The 19094-nt window shown below is 61.4% G+C and carries 11 protein-coding genes and 2 pseudogenes; 5 read left to right on the forward strand and 8 right to left on the reverse strand.

Annotated features, from left to right (window positions below; all coding sequences use genetic code 11):
* Positions 1-11 precede the first annotated feature (11 nt).
* Genes ACP6KB_RS11885 through wecB form a run of 4 tightly spaced genes read right to left on the reverse strand, consistent with a single transcriptional unit; the run spans position 12 to position 7142 of the window.
* Positions 12-857 carry a DUF4434 family protein gene (locus tag ACP6KB_RS11885; protein ID WP_442113913.1) on the reverse strand — a complete coding sequence of 282 codons (846 nt, stop codon included), beginning with the start codon at positions 855-857 and terminating at the stop codon, positions 12-14.
* A complete protein-coding gene (locus tag ACP6KB_RS11890) occupies positions 857-3820 on the reverse strand; it encodes an NfrA family protein (RefSeq protein WP_442113914.1) in 2964 nt (987 codons plus the stop codon). Before ACP6KB_RS11890 ends, ACP6KB_RS11885 begins: the two co-directional genes overlap by 1 nt.
* Positions 3817-5991, reverse strand: a complete 2175-nt coding sequence (gene nfrB / locus ACP6KB_RS11895; protein WP_442113915.1) for a cyclic di-3',5'-guanylate-activated glycosyltransferase NfrB — start codon at positions 5989-5991, stop codon at positions 3817-3819. The genes ACP6KB_RS11890 and nfrB overlap by 4 nt, the downstream gene beginning before the upstream one ends.
* Positions 5988-7142, reverse strand: a complete 1155-nt coding sequence (gene wecB, locus ACP6KB_RS11900; protein ID WP_442113916.1) for a non-hydrolyzing UDP-N-acetylglucosamine 2-epimerase — start codon at positions 7140-7142, stop codon at positions 5988-5990. The genes nfrB and wecB overlap by 4 nt, the downstream gene beginning before the upstream one ends.
* 333 nt (positions 7143-7475) lie before the next feature.
* Here wecB and ilvA point away from each other — a divergent pair, with 333 nt between their 5' ends.
* On the forward strand, positions 7476-9038 hold the full coding sequence (ilvA, locus tag ACP6KB_RS11905) for a threonine ammonia-lyase, biosynthetic (protein ID WP_442113917.1): 1563 nt from the start codon (positions 7476-7478) through the stop codon (positions 9036-9038).
* 82 nt (positions 9039-9120) lie between these two features.
* Positions 9121-10269 carry an L-threonine dehydrogenase gene (gene yiaY, locus ACP6KB_RS11910; protein ID WP_442113918.1) on the forward strand — a complete coding sequence of 383 codons (1149 nt, stop codon included), beginning with the start codon at positions 9121-9123 and terminating at the stop codon, positions 10267-10269.
* 93 nt (positions 10270-10362) lie between these two features.
* Here yiaY and ACP6KB_RS11915 read toward each other — a convergent pair whose 3' ends face one another.
* Positions 10363-11715, reverse strand: coding sequence for a GntP family permease (locus tag ACP6KB_RS11915; protein ID WP_442113919.1), 1353 nt, complete (start codon positions 11713-11715; stop codon positions 10363-10365).
* Positions 11716-11812: 97 nt separating this feature from the next.
* Positions 11813-12352: a gluconokinase gene (locus ACP6KB_RS11920; protein ID WP_442113920.1), complete on the reverse strand. Its 540-nt coding sequence runs from the start codon at positions 12350-12352 to the stop codon at positions 11813-11815.
* A 207-nt stretch (positions 12353-12559) separates the two neighbouring features.
* On the opposite strand from ACP6KB_RS11920, the gene ACP6KB_RS11925 reads away from it, so the two are divergent.
* The 3 genes and pseudogenes from ACP6KB_RS11925 to ACP6KB_RS11935 all read left to right on the forward strand — a co-directional run.
* Positions 12560-13579 (forward strand): LacI family DNA-binding transcriptional regulator, encoded by a 1020-nt coding sequence (locus tag ACP6KB_RS11925; protein WP_442113921.1) that lies wholly within the window; start codon positions 12560-12562, stop codon positions 13577-13579.
* A gap of 252 nt (positions 13580-13831) precedes the next feature.
* Positions 13832-14509, forward strand: a pseudogene (locus ACP6KB_RS11930) (PAS domain-containing protein); the annotation flags it as partial.
* Positions 14510-14617: 108 nt separating this feature from the next.
* A pseudogene (locus tag ACP6KB_RS11935) lies at positions 14618-15046 on the forward strand (methyl-accepting chemotaxis protein); the annotation flags it as partial.
* A 36-nt stretch (positions 15047-15082) separates the two neighbouring features.
* On the opposite strand, the gene ACP6KB_RS11940 reads toward ACP6KB_RS11935, so the two are convergent.
* Both ACP6KB_RS11940 and ACP6KB_RS11945 read right to left on the reverse strand, forming a co-directional pair.
* Complete coding sequence (locus tag ACP6KB_RS11940) at positions 15083-18370, reverse strand: transporter substrate-binding domain-containing protein (RefSeq protein WP_442113922.1); 3288 nt, start codon at positions 18368-18370, stop codon at positions 15083-15085.
* Positions 18371-18376: 6 nt separating this feature from the next.
* Positions 18377-18988, reverse strand: coding sequence for a response regulator (locus tag ACP6KB_RS11945; protein ID WP_442113923.1), 612 nt, complete (start codon positions 18986-18988; stop codon positions 18377-18379).
* Positions 18989-19094: the final 106 nt, after the last annotated feature.

Genomic DNA, 19094 nt, shown 5'->3' on the forward strand with positions numbered 1-19094 from the left:
CTTGATGCGTCTCAGTTGCCGTCCAAGGTTAGCAGGCCCTTGGCCCACGGCCGGTAACGCAATGAGAATACCGCTGCCGGGTGGCAGTGGGTGGGGCGCTGCACGCTGGCGGCGACGGCGCGGAACGGCTGGCCGGGCGCGCTGGTTTGGCGGAAGGCCTCCTGCACGAGGCCGATGGAGCAGGGCAGTGCGCTGAGGTATTGCTGACGGATCCACGGCGTCAAGCGTTGGGTGCCCGCACCGTCCTGCCACCAGACCTGCGACGGTATGCCGCCCAGTTGTTGCAGCCAACCAGCGTTGGCGGCAGGGCTCATGCGTCCACTGCTGAAGGCGCTGATGTGCAGCGGCGCATCGAGGCGTTGCTGGAAGGCCTGCAGTTGGCTGTACAACGCCTGGCGCCGCAGTGGGTCGCTGAAATGCACGTCGTCCAGTTCCATCGGCAGGTACCATCCGGCGACCGGCAGCTTCCAGTCACGCTGCAGTGTGGCGTGCTGGGTCAGCGAGCGGCCCAATTGGGCTTTCCAGTAGGCGGCAAGGCCGGGGCTGTCCAGGGCATCGATGCGTTGATAGTAGGCGGCGTCCATGTACAGCCCCAGGACCAACTGCAAGCCTTGCTCATGGGCGCTGCGCAGGCTGTTGGCGAGCCAGCCGTCGGCACCGCCGAAGTCGCTGTCGCCATAGGCCGTCCACTGCACAATCAGGGTTTTCCCCCCTTGGGCGCTGGTGGCTTGCCACAACGCCTGCCATTGCGCCTGGCTCAGCGATGCGTCGCGATTCAGCGGTTGGTAGAATACACGCTCGTCGGCGTGCGCCGACAGGCTCAGGGCAAGCAATATCAGGCTGATCCATCTGCGCATCAGAAATTCATCTCCACACCGAGCAGCATGCCGTTGGCGCGCTCATACAGATTGCCGCCCAGCGATTGCTGATATTCGGCGCGCACCTTGAGCGAGCCGCGGTAGGCGTTGTAGCGGTCGTCATCGAACCACCACTGCCAGCGCAGGCCGAGCCCGGTGCGCAGGTCCTGGCGCCAGTCGTTGCTCGGGTCTTGGCTTGAGAACTCCAGAAAGCCGTAGGGCATCAGGGTTTGTGGTGAGCTGCTGGGCAGCTTCCAGACGTGCCCTTGCTGGTAGCGCGACAGCCATTGGTGGTCACCGGCACGGGTCCACCAGGCCGCGTCGAGGTAGAGGAAGCGTTCATTCCACTGGCGCTCATCGATACGCCAGTCGTTGCGCCAGTCACCCTGGTCGAGGAACGAGGCGGTGGCGCGCAGCAGCAAGTCGTTGCTCGACTCGGCGTTGCCGCGCAAATCCCCCCAGTTGTCAGCCACTTTGCTCGGGCTGAGCAACTGGCCCAGGCTCAGGCCGTTGTAGTGGGCGTCGTCAATCTGGCGCTGGTGATAAAGCTCGGCGTACAGGTTCAGGTTGGCCTGGCCCAGCGGCTTGTAGCGCAGGCCGACGCCGGTGCCCATGCTTTGCGCATAGTCGCTGCGGCTCTGGCCGCCGAACAACACGCGCCCATACACCGACAGGGTGCTGCCGTTACGACTGGGTTCTTCGCCGAGGGCGTGGTCCCACATGGCCAACTGCACGTTCTGCGAGGCGGCGCGGCGGTCTTCACGGTTGTCGCGGAAGTTGTCGTTGGTTGAAATACCGGCCGGCGACCAGGTGCTGGCCAAGGTGATGCTGTCACGCCGCGACAGGCTTTCGTGGGCGCGGCGTTGGCGGTACTTGCGCGCCTGCAGGCTGCCGTATTCGTCATCGCCATCGACCAGGTCCTGCTCTACGTCGATCACCCGGCGCAGCTCCTTGCGTGCCGCCGCGCTGTCTTCGACTTCGTCGTAACGCAGCGCCAGGGTTTCACCGAGGCGGTAGTCCTCAGGGAAATCGTGGGTGGCGCGTTGCAGCGGGGGAATCGACTGGCGGCGTACCGCGGGATCGTCAGAACCGGCCAGGCGCATACCGTAGTCGGCCTGGTAGCGAGGGTTGGCGGGCTCCAGGCGTACCGCTTCAGCAAGCCAGAGCAGGCTCAGTTGCGTATCGCCGGCATGTTGCGCGGTCGTCGAGGCGTTGTAGTAGTGATCGGCACGTGGTTGCAGTTGCAGGGCCTGGCGCTGATAGTTCAGCGCCGCCGGGTAATCGCCCTGACGTTCGGCAATGGCGGCACCAAGGGCGAAGTCATCGGCGCTGCGGTGCGCTGCCTTGCTCCAATGCACACTGGCGCGCTGCGGGTCGTTGGCGTTCAGCGCGCTGCGCGCAGCGGTGAGGCGGGCGTTGTCGGTCCACTGGCTGTCGCTGAGACTGTTCCAGATCGGCTGCGCTGCCTGCGAGTCACCGGCCGCTTCCAGGGCATAGGCCAGCGGCAGGCGGCTGCCGCTGTCACCCAGGCGCTCGGCGGCCTGATAGTAGGCCACCGCTTCACCGGGGCGCTCAGGCATTGCGCAGCGGCCCAGGGCGCGCAGTTGACCGACTTCGGTTGGCGTCGCGGGAATAGCCTGGCGTACTGCAGCACATTCGCCTGCCTCGGCCAGGCGCCCCAGCAGCAGGGCACGGTTGGCGGCATCCACGCGCGGTATCAGGCTGCTCATGCGCTGCACCTGCAACGGCGCGTCGGCCTGGCTATAGAGCCCGGCCAGACGCTGCAGCAACGGCATCGGCAAGCGTCCCAGGCGCCGGTCGTAGGCCTGTTCGAGTAACTGCCGGACATGTGCCTGGCGACCGGCTTTGAGTTCAAGAAAAGTCGCTTGCTCAAGGGCGTCGAGGTCGCCGGTCTGACGATACAGCTGCTCCCACAGCTGCGCCGAGCCGCCACTGGCACCGTGCAAACGCTGGTTGAGTACCAGCCAGGTTTTCGGATCGTCTTCGGCACGGCACTGGCGCAGTTGCTGGCGGGCAAGCGCCTGGTCGTGGCGCGACAGCCATTCGGCAGTCTCCAGGCAGGGGCGATTCAGTTCGTTGCTCAGGCGTTGTACCTGTGCACTGTCATTGCCCTGCCGGGCCAGTTCCCACAGCTGTTGACGCTGCGCAGGCTGCTTGAGGTCGTCTTCGGGCAGGGATTGCAGCCAGCGCTGGGCCATTTGCCGGTGATCGAGGGCGATGGCACGGTTGGCCATGGCCAGGCGCGTCTGGCGGGCGATGTCGGCGGACGGCGGATGCTCAAGCAGTTGCTGCAATGGTGCTTCATCCAGACGCTGCACATAGGCATTGGCCAGACGTTGCCAGTCCTGGCTGGCGAGTTGACCGCGTGCAGCCAAAGGTGCCAGGGCTTCGATGGTCTGGCTCCAGTCATGCAACTGCTCGGCCCAGGTGGCGCGGGCCAGGCGCAGGACTTTGTCGTCGCCTTTGGCTGGCAGTTGGTTGAGCCAGTCCAGGGCTGTGCTGGCGCCCGTGTGTTTTGCCAGGCTCAGGCTATAGGCCTGCCACAGGCGAATACGTGCATTCAGCACGCTGTTGGCGATCCAGTTTTCCACTTGGCTGGCCGCGGGTGGATCCTGTTCGATCCAGGCCAGGCGCAGTTCCAGCAAGCTGTCGGCGCTGCTGTTCTGTTCGGCCACTTGCTCGGCCTCGCGGTAGCGCTGCTGGTGAACCAGTGCCTGAACCAGCAGGGCCCGCGCTTCGTCGTTGTTGGGTACCCGCTCCAGCAAGTGGCGGGTCAGGCGTTCGACTTCTTGCCAGTTGTTGTTCTTCGCCTCGCGGTAGCTGCGCTCCATATACGGATAGCTGCGATAACGTTCGAAATCACTGAGTGGGGCAGCCAGGCTTTGGGCGGTATACAGCGATAACAACAGGCAAGCAAAGGTCAGCGGAGGGCGCAGGCTCATGCCACCTCCCGGGTCAGTGCATAGGCCGCTTGCTGTTCCTGGGCCTGCTCGGCGAGGGCCTCTTGCAACACCTCTTCGGTAATGATGCCGCGGGCGACCAGGTGCTCACCCAATGATTGCTGCTCGGGGTTGAAATCGATCAGCGCTTGGTTGAACAGGGTCGGCGGCACCTTGCCGCGCACTTGTAAAAGGGTGCCGAGCATCACCTGGTGACGGCTGACGCGTTCAAGCAGGGCGGCATCATCCTGATGCCGATTGAGCACCGCGAGCATCTGCCGGGTTTCCTCTTTTTGCCAAGGGCTGGGGTAGTTGTAACGGATGCCGAGGGTGACCCGCCCTTGCGGCGCCAGGCGGTAGGTCACCGGGCGTTTGAGCTGACGGCTGATCACCCCCAGTGACACCTGGCTGACCGGCGTTTCGCTGGCCAGGATCAAGGTTTGTTGGTCTTCGGCCACTGGCAGCACGCCATAGTGCACCGCCAGGCTGCGCGGCATCTTCGCGATCAACTGCGGATCGATCTTGAACGGGTTGAGCGGTGCCCAGGGCAGGTCCAGTTGTTCGGCCAGGGCCTCTACCAACTGCTCGCTGTTGAGCCAGCCGCGCAACAGCAGTTCGCGGCCCAGACGCCGACGCAGGGGGTTGGTGATCGCCTCTTGCAACTGCGCTTCGGTGATCAGCCCCTTGTCGATCAGGCGCTGGCCCAGCGGTATGCGCATCGGCGAGGCCAGGGCGGGGAATTCGTGGGTGGTCTTATCCCAGGCCACGCGCCGCGAGTCACCCATTTCCATGACCTGGCGCAGGGCGCGCAGGTTGGCGAAGAAGTTGACGAAGTTGCTCCACATCATCCGCGGCGCAGACAGCAAGCCTTCGACGATGCCGTAATAGCGGGTGACAAAGAAGCCACGCTGGAACAGGCGGTTGACCAGCATCAGGCCGTTGAGCCACAGCAGCGCGGTGAGCAGCGGGCTGTCGGCGAGAATCGATTGAAAGTGCCAGCTGTTGGGCGCAATGACCGTGACCAGCCACATCGCCAGCAGCACCAGGAACAACAGGTTGACCAGAAAGCTCAGCAGGTAGGCGAACAAGCCGCGCCGATCGCGCCAGAGGAAGTAGTTGAGCGCCCCCCGACGGCTCCAGCCGAGGTTGCGGGTGCCCTGAAAGACGATGCCGACGATCCAGCGTGATTTTTGCCGTATCGCGTGTTGCCAGTCCCGCGGGAAGTGCTCGCGCACACAAATCACCTGGGCAAACTCACGGCTCATGCCCAGGCGCCAGTCGCGTTTGAGCGCCAGCTGCGGGTCGGTCATCGAGTAGCGGGCGAAAATGCACTTCATGCCTTTTTGTTTCAGGCGAAAACCGATGTCGTAGTCTTCGGTCAGGCTTTGCACGTCGAAGGCAATGCCGTCGCCGTCGGCCAGCAAGGCGCCGATGGCCCGGCGGCTGAAGCAGGTGCCGACCCCGGCGCTGGGCACCTGGCCGGTCAGCGCTTCGCGCACGATCACATCCTTGCCATGGTTCTCGGCGAACTCGTCGACATAATGGCCCGCGGTGAACCCTCGCCACTGGGGGGCGAAGGGGTAGACCGGGATCTGGATCATGTCCTTGTTCGGCAGCAGGTAGTTGTACAGACGCAGCTCCATCGGCGAGATGACGTCTTCGGCGTCATGCAGAATGAAACCGGCGAATTCAATTTTCGCGTCGCTCTGAAAGCGCAGGATCGCGTCGATGATGTTGTTCAGGCAGTCGGCTTTGCTGGTCGGGCCGGGGCGCGCGCAGACGACCTTATGCACGTTCGGGTAGTGCAGGCAAACGGCGTCGACGTCGGCTTGGGTTTGCGGGTCGTTGGGGTAGGTGCCGACGAAAATCTGGTAGTTCTCGTAGTCGATGGTCGACGCCGCCAGGCGCGCCATTTCGCCGACCACGCCGACTTCGTTCCAGGCCGGCACCATGATTGCCAATGGTTGTTCCGGCGCTTCGAACAAGCGCTTCTCGTCGGCTTTTTCGTACTTGTCGTAAATACGAAAACGCCGGATCAGCTTACGCCCCCAATAAACGACATCGATGAACAGGTCATCCAGGCCCAGCAGAAACATCAGACTGGCCAGGGTGATCGCCAGCAGCTTGAGACCGAACAGCACATAGGTGAGGAAATCGACAAAGGCCAGACTCATGAGGCGCTGCGCTCGCTGGCGTTTTCCTCGAGCCAGCGGCTCAGTCGTTCAGCGATACGTTCGCTGGCATGGCCATCGCCATAGGGGGTGAACACCCGGCTCATCTGTTTATAGACCTGCGGGTCGTCGAGCAGCAGGCTGGTTTCCTTGACGATCCGTTCGGTTTGGGTACCAACCAGTTTGACCGTGCCGCCTTCGAGCACCGAGTGGCGCTCCGTGACCTTGCGTAACACCAGCAGTGGTTTGCCCAAGGCAGGTGCTTCCTCCTGAATCCCGCCGGAGTCGGTGATGATCAGGTAGGCGCGGTTCATCAGCCAGACAAAGTGCTGATAGTCCTGAGGGGCGATCAGCAGAATATTCGATTGGTGCGACAGCACCGCGTACACCGCTTTCTGCACTTGCGGATTGAGGTGTACCGGGTAGACGAACTGTACGTCCGGGTAGCGCAGGGCCAACTCGGCCAGGGCCAGGCAGATGCGTTCAAAACCCTGGCCGAAGTTCTCCCGGCGATGGCCGGTGATCAGCACCAGGCGCTGGTCATCGCGCAGTTGCGCCAAGGGCGAGTCAGGGGCGGGTTTCCAATGGCTGTGGGTCAGGTAGTCGCGCATCCACAGCAGGGCATCGATGACCGTGTTGCCGGTGACTTCGATCTGCTCCAGCACCACACCTTCACGCAACAGGTTGTCCCGGGCGCGGTTGGTGGGCGGGAAGTGCAAATCGGCAATCACCCCGGTCAGGCGCCGGTTGGCTTCTTCGGGCCAGGGTGCCTTGAGGCTGCCACTGCGCAACCCGGCTTCGACGTGAGCAATGGGAATCTGGCGGTTGAAGGCGGCGAGGGCAGCGATAAAACTGGTGGTGGTGTCGCCATGCACCAGGACGATATCGGGCTGGATACGGGCGTAGGTGGCATCCAGTTGCTCAAGCAATTGCTGTGACAGGCCGTTGAGGGTCTGGTTCTGGGTCATCACGTGCAGGTCTTCATCGACGCTCAGGCCGAAGTCCCGCAGCACCTGCTGGAGCATTTCCCGGTGCTGGCCGGTGGAGCAGATGTTCAGCTCGATGTCAGGCCACTGTCGCAGTACCTGGGCCAGCGGCGCCATCTTGATCGCTTCAGGACGTGTGCCAAACACCATCATGACTGTATATGCCATTGTCCCGCTCCTCGCCCCATCCATTAGTTCGAAGTTGTACGTGTTTGCGGTCTTGCAGGGTTTAGATACAAGCAGCAGAAGGCAGGGTTGTCCAATTCGCAGGACTGAATATTGACGCCAATCAGGCTTGGCTGTTGTCAGACCCGATGGCTTGACTTTACCTGCAGGGCTGCGCTAGTTTCGCTGGCATGAATACCTTCCTGCAGTTGCCCGCGCACAGCATTATTACCGCCATTATCGTTTTGGCGGGCTAGCGAGCACTTGCACCGAACCCGCCCTGGAGGCGGGTTCTTTCTCTCTCTCCTGGGCACTTTAAAAAACCAGGAGTCACTGATGACCAGCCTTGCCGTTAGCCCTCGCACACCGTCCGCGTCGCCGAACCTGCTGTCCGATTACGTGCGGCGCATTCTTGCTGCACCGGTGTACGACCTGGCGATCGAGACGCCGCTGCAACTGGCGCCCGCATTGTCCCAGTCCTTGGCTAACCAGGTGCTGCTCAAGCGCGAAGACCTGCAGCCGACGTTCTCGTTCAAGATCCGCGGCGCCTACAACCGCCTCAGCCGCTTGAGCCCGGCCCAGCGTGCCCGCGGCGTCATCACCGCCTCAGCTGGCAACCATGCCCAGGGCGTGGCCCTGGCAGCACGCGAACTGGGTATGCGCGCGACCATCGTCATGCCCACTACAACACCTGAGTTGAAAGTGGCCGGCGTACGCTCGCGCGGCGGCGAAGTGGTGCTGCACGGTGACAGCTTTCCCCATGCCCTGGCCCACGCGCTGAAACTGGCGGACAGTGAAGGGGCAACCTTCGTGCCGCCGTTTGACGACCCGGATGTGATCGCCGGACAGGGCACGGTGGCCATGGAAATCCTCCGCCAGCAGCCGGGTGCGCTGGATGCGATCTTCGTTCCGGTGGGTGGTGGCGGCCTGATTGCCGGGATCGCGGCGTACGTCAAATACCTGCGCCCTGAAGTGAAAGTGATCGGAGTCGAACCGCAGGATTCCAATTGCCTGCAGGCCGCCATGCGGGCCGGCGAGCGGGTGGTGTTGCCGCAGGTCGGCAGCTTTGCCGAAGGCGTGGCGGTGGCGCAGATCGGTGCGCATTGCTTTGAGCTGTGCCGCCACTATGTGGATGAGGTCATCACCGTCAGCAACGATGAACTGTGCGCAGCGATCAAGGACATCTACGACGATACCCGTTCGATCACCGAGCCGTCCGGCGCGTTGGCGGTGGCGGGAATCAAAAAGTACGTGGCCCGTGAAGGCGTCAGCGGCCAGACCCTGGTCGCCATCGACTCAGGTGCCAACGTCAACTTCGACCGCCTGCGCCATGTTGCCGAACGCGCAGAGCTGGGCGAGCAACGCGAGGCGATCATCGCCGTGACCATCCCCGAGCAGCCGGGCAGTTTCCGCGCCTTTTGCCAGGCCCTGGGCAAGCGGCAGATCACCGAGTTCAACTACCGCTACTACCCGGGCAAAGAAGCGCGGCTGTTCGTTGGCGTGCAGACCCACCCGCAGCACGATCCGCGGGATCGCCTGCTGGCCAGCCTGAGCGCTCAGGGCTACGAGGTACTCGACCTGACCGACAACGAACTGGCCAAGCTGCACGTACGCCATACCGTGGGTGGGCATGCCGGGCCGGGTGCGAATGAACGGGTGCTGCGCTTCGAATTTCCCGAGCGTCCGGGAGCTTTGCTGGGCTTTTTGGAGCGTTTGGGCAAGCGCTGGAACATCAGCCTGTTCCACTACCGTAACCATGGTGCGGCGGACGCCCGGGTGTTCGCCGCGCTGGAGGTGCCTGAAGACGAGCAGGCCAGTTTGCCTGCCGCCCTGGATGCAATGGGTTATCGCTACTGGGACGAAACTGACAACCCGGCCTATCGACTGTTCCTCGGCTGAGCAAGATTTGCCCCAGATCAACACGGGGCAGGGCGTAGAGGCGGATCCTGACGGCAATGGAAATTTGCATGAGGGTTTCGCCATGAGCAGCACGTTTTTTATCCCTGCCGTCAACATCATGGGCATCGACTGCCTCGACGAGGCGATGGCGGCCATCGCCGGCTACGGATTGCGCAAGGCACTGATTGTCACCGACACCGGGCTGGCCAAGGCCGGGGTCGCCGAGCGTATCGCCGAACTGCTGGCGATGCGTGACATTGACTCATCGATTTTTGACGGCGCCAAACCTAACCCGAGCATCGCCAACGTCGAACAGGGACTGGCGCAGTTGCAGCGTGAACGCTGCGACTGTGTGATCTCCCTGGGCGGCGGCTCGCCGCATGACTGCGCCAAGGGTATTGCCCTGTGCGCCACCAACGGTGGCAAGATCAGCGACTACGAGGGCGTTGATCGTTCGGCCAAGCCGCAACTGCCGCTGATCGCAATCAACACCACGGCCGGTACCGCCAGCGAAATGACGCGCTTTTGCATCATCACCGACGAAGCGCGCCACGTGAAAATGGCCATCGTCGACCGTAACGTTACCCCATTGCTGTCGGTCAACGACCCGGCGCTGATGGCTGCCATGCCCAAATGCCTGACCGCCGCTACCGGTATGGATGCGCTGACCCACGCCATCGAAGCCTATGTGTCTACGGCAGCGACGCCGATCACCGATGCCTGTGCAATCAAGGCCATCGAGCTGATCAGTCAGAGCCTGCGTCAGGCGGTTGCCGAGGGCAGTGACATGCAGGCGCGCGAAAGCATGGCCTATGCCCAGTTCCTCGCCGGTATGGCCTTCAACAATGCTTCGCTGGGCTACGTGCATGCCATGGCGCACCAGTTGGGCGGGTTCTACGACTTGCCGCATGGCGTGTGCAACGCCGTGTTGTTGCCGCATGTTCAGCGTTTCAACGCCAAGGTCAGTGCTGCGCGCCTGCGTGATGTGGCCAAGGCCATGGGCGTAGACGTCAGTGGGCTGAGTGCAGAGCAGGGCAGTGAGGCAGCCATTGCTGCGATTGAGCAACTGTCGCGGGATATCGATATTCCTGCTGGTCTGGCGGTGTTGGGGGCCAAAGAGGCGGATATACCGGTCTTGGCCAGCAACGCCCTGAAGGATGCGTGCGGCCTGACCAACCCTCGGGAGGCCAGCCAGGCGGAGATTGAAGCGATTTTCAAGGCTGCCCTGTAACGCCGTAGGAGCGGGCTTGCCCCGCGAAGCGATGTGACTGACAAATCGCTATCGCGGGGCAAGCCCGCTCCCACACAGCCCGCTCCTACCGGGTCAGACCACTAGCGACAAGAGCATGATAAAGATGATGCCGACCACCGAGAGGATGGTCTCCATCATGCTCCAGGTCTTGAAGGTCTCTGCCACGGTCATGTTGAAGTACTGCTTCACCAGCCAGAAGCCAGCATCGTTGACGTGCGAAAGAATCAACGAGCCAGCGCCTGTCGCCAGCACCAGTAGTTCACGGTTGACGCCCGGAATCATGCCGATCACCGGGGCGACAATCCCGGCACCGGTAATGGTCGCCACGGTCGCCGAGCCGGTGGCGATACGAATTACCGCCGCTACCAGCCAGGCCAGCAGGATCGGCGAAATCTGCGCCTGCACGGCCATCTGGCCAATGACGTTACCCACCCCGGTGTCCACCAACATCTGTTTGAAGCCACCACCGGCACCGACGATCAAAATGATCGCCGCCGTTGGCGCCAGGCTCTGGTCGAGCAGTTTCATGATCTGCTGGCGCGAGAAGCCGCGCGCAGCACCAAAGGTGTAGAAGGCCAACAGCAACGCCGCGAGCAGGGCGGTGATCGGGTGGCCGATCAGGTCCATCCATTGCCGCACAATGTGCTCAGCCGGCAGCACCACGTCGGCGAAGGTTTTCAGCAACATCAGAAACACCGGCAGCAGCACGGTGATCAGCGTGATACTGAAACTCGGCAGGTTTTTCTGATCGGACTCGCGGGCAATCTGATCCATCAGTTCCTGCGAGGGTGAGCCCGGGATATAACGCGAGATGAAGTTGCCATACAGCGGCCCGGCAATGATTGCGGTGGGCAGGGCGATGATCAGGCCATAGAAAATGGTCTTGCCAATATCAGCATTGAAAATGCCAATCGCCAGCAACGGTCCCGGATGCGGTGGCACCAGGCCGTGAACCACCGACAACCCGGCCAGCAACGGTATGCCGATCTTGATCAGCGACACCCCGGAACGTCGGGCGACGATGAACACCAGCGGAATCAACAGCACAAAACCGATTTCGAAGAACAGCGGAATGCCTACCAGAAACGCGGCGAACATCATCGCCCAGTGGACCTTCTGTTTGCCAAAAGCGCGAATCAGCGTTTGCGCGATCTGATCGGCCCCGCCTGAATCGGCCATCAGCTTGCCGAGCATGGTGCCGAGCGCCAGGACAATGCCGACAAACCCCAGCACGCCGCCAAAGCCGTCCTGGAAGGATTTCATGACTTTGGCCACGGGCATGCCCGAGGTCAGGCCGAGGAAACCGGCGGCCAGGGTCAAGGCGACGAAGGGGTGGACTTTGAAATGGGTGATCAGCAGCACCAGGCCGATGATGGTGACCACTGCATCGAGCAGCAGGTAGGTATCAGTTGCCAAACCAAACATGGTTCAGTGCCTCGTTTTGTCATTGTTGTGGGCGTAACGTTTACAGCAATCAGTGCTTGAGACAGCGCTATCTTTGGTGAGCCGGAAAACCGCCTGGTCAGGCCGTTCGCGCCAGCACCGGCTCACCGCAGGGCTTTAGCCACAGATCGACCTGGATCGCCAGTTGTTCGACCGGCAAGGTGGCGTCCAGCGGTAAGGTCAGGGCTTCGCCATTGGGGCGCTCAAGGGTGGCGAACTGGCTGGCGATCAGGCTGGCCGGCATGAAGTGCCCGGGGCGGGCAAGGACCCGGCGGCTGGCTTCTTCAGGGGTCAGGTCAAGGAACACGAAGCCCAGGTCGGGCACGGCGTGGCGCAAGGTGTCGCGGTAGCGCTTTTTCAGGGCAGAGCAGGTGAGGATCGGCCGTTCGCCGTGCTTGAGGGTGGCTTGCAGTTCTTCACCCAGACGAATCAGCCAACCGGCACGGTCGTCATCGTCCAAGGGTATACCGGCACTCATTTTCTGAATGTTGGCGGTCGGGTGGAAATCATCGCCTTCAATCAGGCGACCGCCGCTTAAGCCGGCAATGGCGGCACCAACGTAGCTTTTGCCGCAGCCTGCTACGCCCATGACCACGATCGCGGAGAGGGGTGGGTTCATCGGTACCTCCTGCAGGGCAAGATAGCGCTATCTTTGCACGAGGCTGCTTACGCCTCGGACGCGTCTTACCCGGATGTTATTGATCTTGTATTCAGCAGTGTGGGTGCTCATTTCAGCTCACCTGCAGTTATGCATTGCCTGTGCTCTGAGACAGCGCTACCTTAGTGCCCGTTCCCCATTCTTTGCAAGTCGAAAATAAAATTCCCCATGACCCGCATCGGCTCTCGTACTACCGGTCGTCCCACTCTGGCTGAAGTGGCCAGGCTTTCCGGGGTTTCCCCGATCACTGCTTCGCGTGCCTTGCGCGGTGTCAGCACGGTGGCGCCCGAGCTGGTCGAGAAGGTCAAGCAGGCCGCAACAGCCTTGGGTTATGTGGCCAACCCGGCCGCGCGGGCACTGGCCTCGGCGCAGAGCGAGTCGATCGTGGTGCTGATTCCGTCGCTGTCCAACCAGTTGTTCATCGAGACCCTGGAGGCGGTGCATGAAGTTATGCGCCCGCGTGGGCTCGAGGTGTTGATCGGTAACTATCACTACGATATCGCCGAAGAAGAGAACCTGATCCGTAACTACCTGGCCTACCAGCCGCGCGGCATGCTGCTCACCGGTTTCGACCGCAGCGAGGCGTCCAAGCAGATGCTCAGCGCCAGTGGCGTCCCGTGTGTGCACATGATGGAGCTGGGGCAGGCGGAGCAGGGCATGTCGGTGGGGTTTTCCCAGCAGCAGGCCGGTGCGGCGGCGGCGCATCATTTGCTTGAGCGGGGTTGCCAGCGCTTGGGCTTTATCGCTGCGCAGCTCGATCCGCGGGTGATGCAGCGGGCCGAAGGTTTCACTCAAGCCCTGGTTGCGGCTGGCCGCTATGCCAGTGAGCTGCAACTGCTGTCGCCACAGCCGTCATCGATTGCCTTGGGCGGTGAATTGTTCAGGCAGTTACTGGCGCAACAGGGCGATGTCGACGGGATTTTCTTCTGTAACGACGACCTGGCCCAAGGTGCCATTCTTGAAGCCCTGCGCCTGGGGGTTAAGGTGCCGGAGCAGGTGGCGATGGTTGGTTTCAACGACCTTCCGGCTTCGGCACACATGGTGCCGCGTCTGACTTCGATCCGTACCCCGCGTGCAGCCATTGGCCGTTGCGCGGCGCAGGCATTGCTGGGCTTGCTCGATGGTAAGCGGAGGACTGCGCACAATCAGGACTTGGGGTTCGAATTGGTGGTGCGTGAAAGCAGCTAAATCCTGGTAGGAGCGGGCTTGCCCCGCGAGGCGATGTGACTGATAAATCGCTATCGCGGGGCAAGCCCGCTCCTACAGCAAGCAATCGGCTTGCGCGGCGTCAACGGCAATCTATGCTCAGCAACACCTGGGCGTGGAGGGCGTTTTATGTTCGATTTTCATCGCAAGTCGGATTTGGCAGAGATTGAGCAGTGCAATCGGGCTCTGGCAGGCATCAACGCCAAACTCGCCGCCATCAGCCGCTCTATGGCGATGATCGAGTTCAGCCCGGACGGGATTATTCTGGACGCCAACGATAACTTCTGTAAGGTCACCGGCTACAGCCTTGAGCAGATTCGCGGTAAGCACCACCGGATTTTTTGTGACAAGGATTACGCCAATAGCGACGCGTACCGGCAGTTATGGCACGGGCTGGCACGCGGCGAAGCACGCAGCGGCACGTTCGAACGGGTTGATCAGCAAGGTCGCCAGTTGTGGCTGGAAGCCAGCTACATGCCGGTGCTGGGGCCCGGGCAAGAAGTGGTCAGCGTGATAAAAGTGGCGTCCGATATCACCACGCGGGTAAAAGACGAGCATGAAAGTGACAGCCTGATCAAAGCCATCAGTCGTTCAATGGCGGTTATCGAGTTCACCCCGCAAGGTAAAGTGATCAAGGCCAACCAGAACTTTCTCGACACCATGCGTTATCGTCACGACGAGATCGTCGGCCAGCATCACAGCCTGTTTTGCCACAAGAGTGAAAGTGAATCGGCGGCTTACAAGGCGTTCTGGGCTTCACTCAACCGCGGCGAATACCATTCCCATCGCTTCGAACGGGTCAACAAGCTAGGGCAGATGGTTTACCTCGAAGCCTCGTACAACCCGATCTTTGACACCCGCGGCCAACTTTACAAGGTTGTGAAGTTTGCCAGTGACATCACCTCCCAGGTCTGCACCCAGCAAACCGCCGCCGAGGCCGCCCATACCACCTCGATGCAGAATGATGCCTGTGCCCGCAAAGGTTCTCAGGTGGTGCAACAAACCGTGCAGGTCATTGAGGAAATTTCGTGCAACCTCAACGCGGCCGCACGCAGTATCGATGCGGTGAGCAAGCAGTCGGAGGTCATCGGCCAGATTGTTCAGACCATCCGCGGGATCGCCGACCAGACCAACCTCCTGGCCCTCAATGCCGCTATCGAAGCGGCGCGCGCGGGTGAGCACGGACGAGGTTTTGCGGTGGTGGCCGATGAAGTACGCAACCTGGCGGCACGTACCAGTCAGGCAACCCTGGAAATTGTCGAAGTGGTGCGTCAGAACCACGACCTGTCGTTGACCGCTGTGGCCAGCATGCAGTCGAGCTTGAGTCGCACTGGCATCGGCGTGGAACTGGCCAATGAAGCCGGCGAGGTGATCCTCGAGATACAGCAGGGTGCGCAACATGTGGTAGACGCCATCAGCCAGATCAACTCGACCTTGCAGTTGCACTGAGCGCATTGAAGGGCACGCGCAGTAGCGCCAGCCTGGCTACTGCGTGGCGGGTTGGCGCAATTGCTGGTCCAGGTTCAGCAAGCTTTGTTCCAGCGTGTCTAGCAGAGCCTTGAGATGGTTGTCGCTGGCATCGCCGAGGCTGGCTTGCTCCAGCGCTTCGCAGTTGCGCACTACACCGCGTGCCTTGAGCATTTTCGCCCCACCTTTGATCCGATGGGCGAGCGCGCGCAGCCCCTCGCGCGAAGGGTTCGGGCCCAAGGCGCGCAAGGCATTGAGGTCTTCGTGGTTGCTGCGCGCCAGCTCGTCGATCAACCGACGTATCAGATTGGGATCATCCTTGGTCAGGTACTTCAGGTTGTCGATGTCAAAGCCACTGGCGTGAGCGTCTTCAACTGTATTTGGCAGAAGTTCGGGTTGGGTGATATCGGCTTGCAGGTGACGGCGTAGTTCAGCCAGGCCGATCGGTTTGAACAGACAGTCGTTCATGCCGCTGGCCAGGCATTGTTCTCGCTCCTGGGCCTGGGCGTTGGCGGTCAGGCCAAGAATCAGGCAGGGCGTTTTTTGCTGCTGGTGCTCCAGGGCGCGGATCTGGCGGGCCAGTTGATGGCCGTCCATGCCGGGCATATGACAATCGGTGATCACCGTATCGAACTGACCTTGCTGCCACAGCGTCAATGCTTGCTGGCCGTCGCTGGCTTGGCTGACCCGGTGACCCAGCATACTGAGCTGACGCTCAATCAGCATCAGGTTGGCAGGGTAGTCGTCGACCACCAGAATCGACTGTGCCGCCATGCTGCCCTCTGCGCTGGCCGGTTTGCTGGACATCTCTGGGATTGGCTCGGCCAGCGGTAAGGTCAGCGTAACCCGGACGCAGGTGCCCTGGTGCAGGGTGCTGTGCAGGGTTAATTGCCCGCCCATCAGTTCACATAGGGTCCGGCTGATCATCAGGCCCAGGCCGGTACCCTGGCGTTCTGTCTGCGCACCGACCTGGGAAAAATGCTGGAACAGGCGTTGCTGGTCTTGCGCGCTGATGCCAATGCCCGTGTCTTCGACCGTAAGCGTGGTGCGCAGCCGGCCTGGCGCATCGGCGTCGAGTCGCAGGCTCACCGTGATACGGCCTTGCTCGGTGAATTTGATCGCGTTGCTGATCAGATTCGACAGGATCTGCTTGAGCCGCAGCGCGTCCACCGTTACCAGGCTCGAGCCTGCTGGCACGTCGCTGGTCAGGACCAGGCCTTTGAGTCTGGCGTTGCCTTCGAACACCCGAACGGTGGCATTGACCAGGGCAACCAGGTCGGTCGCTTGCGGCGCCAGGGTCATGCGCCCGGATTCGATACGGGCGATATCCAGAATGTCACCGATCAGTTCGAGCAGGCCGTTGGCTGACTCAAAAGCCACTTGTAGGGCGTTGCGGTCGGCGCGGCCTTGTTCAGCATCTTTGACGGCCAGCTCGAGCAGGCCGATGACGGCGTTCATGGGCGTGCGGATTTCATGGCTCATGGTCGCCAGGAAGGTACTTTTGGCCCGGCTGGCGTCCTCGGCTTGCTCTTTGGCCAGACGCAGTTCTTCAAGCAGACGCTTGCTGAAAGCCAGCTCATGTTGCAGGGCCTGTTCGGCGTCGCTACGTTCACGGATCAGCCGGCGCAGGTAGCGGTTCCAGAAAATCACTGCCGCGATCAGCCCGGCTGCACCCAGCAGGATCTGCAGGATCAACCCACGGTCGTTGTACCAGAGGCTGTCGCTGATCAGCGCGTTGGTGCGCCAGCGGCCGGTCAGCTCGGCCATTTCGTCGGGCGGGATGCTGAGCAGCACCTTGTTGAGTATCGAATGCAGCAGCTTGGCGTCACGGGCGACGGCAAACGAGGCAACGCCGGGTTGGTCGCCGTAGATCGAGGCGATCTGCAGGCGGTCTTTGAACATACGGCTGACGAAGTAATCGGCATTGGTTTGCGTACTGAGTGCAACATCGGCCTTGCCTTGGGCCACAGCCTCCATCATTGACAATGGATCATCGACTTCAACCAGGGTCATCTGCGGAAAGCGTTGGCGCAGTTCTTCTTTGATCGGTACGAAGTCGCGTATCGAGGCCATGCGCACGCCGCTGAGGTGGGCACTGCTGCGCAGGTCATGGTTATCGCTGCGGGTGACCAGAACCCGCGGTGTAACCAGGTAGGGGCGGGTGAAACGCAACGTGCGCTCACGCTCCAGGGTGGGTGGCAGCGCCGCAGCAATATCGGCCTGGCCTTGTTCGACCAGTTGAATCATCTGTGCCACGGTGTCGGCGGTTTGAATGTCGAACTTCAGGCCAGTACGCAGACCAATCTGCTCGAGGACATCGGCGGCGATACCGCGAAACTGCTTCTGGTCATCGTAAAAGGTGATGGGTGCAAAATAGGTGTTGACCGCCACACGGACTTTGGGGTGTTGCTCGATCCAGGTGCGTTCGGCAGCACTCAGGCTCAAGTTGCCGCGATTGAGCAGGCTGCGTGTGCTTCCGCTGGTCCAGCGGCGCAGGATGTTCAGACGATCATTGTCGCCGATACGGTCCAGGGCCTGATTGACCAGACGCAGCAGTGTCGGGTTGTCGCGGGACGCGGCAAAGGCGAAGGTGCCGCGCAAGTCCTTGATGAAGTGCTCGATCTGCACGCTGTCGCGGAAAACACGGGTAATCAGGTAGTCACTGCTCAGCGCATCGCCAAGAAAAGCATCGGCCTGGCCCAGCGACACGGCCGACAAACCGGCCAGATTGGAGTTGTACAGTTGCAGCTGCGCCTGCGGGTACAACGCGCTCACCGCCGAAGTGGGCAGGTAATGATCGACCATTGCCAGGCGTAGCCCTTGCAGCTTGTCGTTAAGCCCCAGGGTTTTGCCTGCGCCGATGGCGATTACCGCCTGATCATCGGTGTAGGGGTGGCTCAGCACCAATTGCGCGTCGGCCGCCTCGAAGGCATTGGAACTGCCGAGCAGGTCGATCTTGCCTTCATGCAGTGCAGCAATCGCCTGGCTGCGGTGAGCAAAGCGCCTGACCTTGATGGGAATGCCCAACAATTCGCTGATCAGTCCGGCGTAGTCGGCAGTCAGGCCTTCATAGCCGTGATCGCTGATGTTGATATCGAACGGCGGGTAGTCCGGCACGGTGGTACCGAGTATCAGGTGCTGTTCGTGCCTGAGCCAGTTGCGGTCTTCGGCCGACAGCGTCAGCGCGGCGCTGCTGCTGATCGAACGGGCCAATAACTGGCGCTGCTCACCGACATCAATCGCCTGGGCGGGAAGTGCCTGCAGGCTCAGCAGGCAGCTAAGTGCAATGCACCTGAATGGCTTCATGGTGGCTTAAATGTCATGACGTTCTGACAGGTGGATCAGTTCAACCAGCGATTTGATCTCCAGCTTTTCCAAAATTCGGGTTTTGTAGGTGCTGACGGTTTTCGCACTCAAGTGCATACGCTCGGCGATCACATTGTTTGACCACCCTTCAACCAGCAGGCGTAACACCGCGAATTCCTGGTCAGACAGTTTCTCCAGGCGCTGCTGTTCGCTGAGTAACGGGCCGCTTTGTGTCGACAGTTCAGGAAAGATCGAGTAACCCTTGATCATGGCTTTGAGTGCAAATATCAATGCCTCGAGGTCTTCGTCCTTGCGCACGAAGGCTGAAGCTCCGCCGTCAAGGCAGCGCCGGGCAAACAGTTCGGGGGGTTGTCCGCTGAGCACCAGGATGCGTGGAGGCGGTTCAAGCATACGCAATCGCTTCATTACACTCAGGCCGTCAATACCCGGCAAGCCGATATCGAGGATCACGACATCAGGACGCAATTGCCGCGCCACCTGCGTTGCCACCTCACCATCATGCACTTCACCAATGACATGGAAGCGTTCACGTTCGAGCAACATGCGCAAGGCAAAGCGTACGGTAGCGTGGTCATCAACAATCAAGACCGAGGTCAATGTTCAGCTCCTTGTCGAGTATGTAAGCAAATTCCTGAATCATTCAGGAGTGCGCCTGGTGGCAGGATGGGAAAGGCGCAAACGATACGTCGATTCAAGGAACGAT

The sequence above is a fragment of the Pseudomonas sp. NUPR-001 genome (genome assembly GCF_052147955.1).
Lineage (GTDB): Bacteria > Pseudomonadota > Gammaproteobacteria > Pseudomonadales > Pseudomonadaceae > Aquipseudomonas.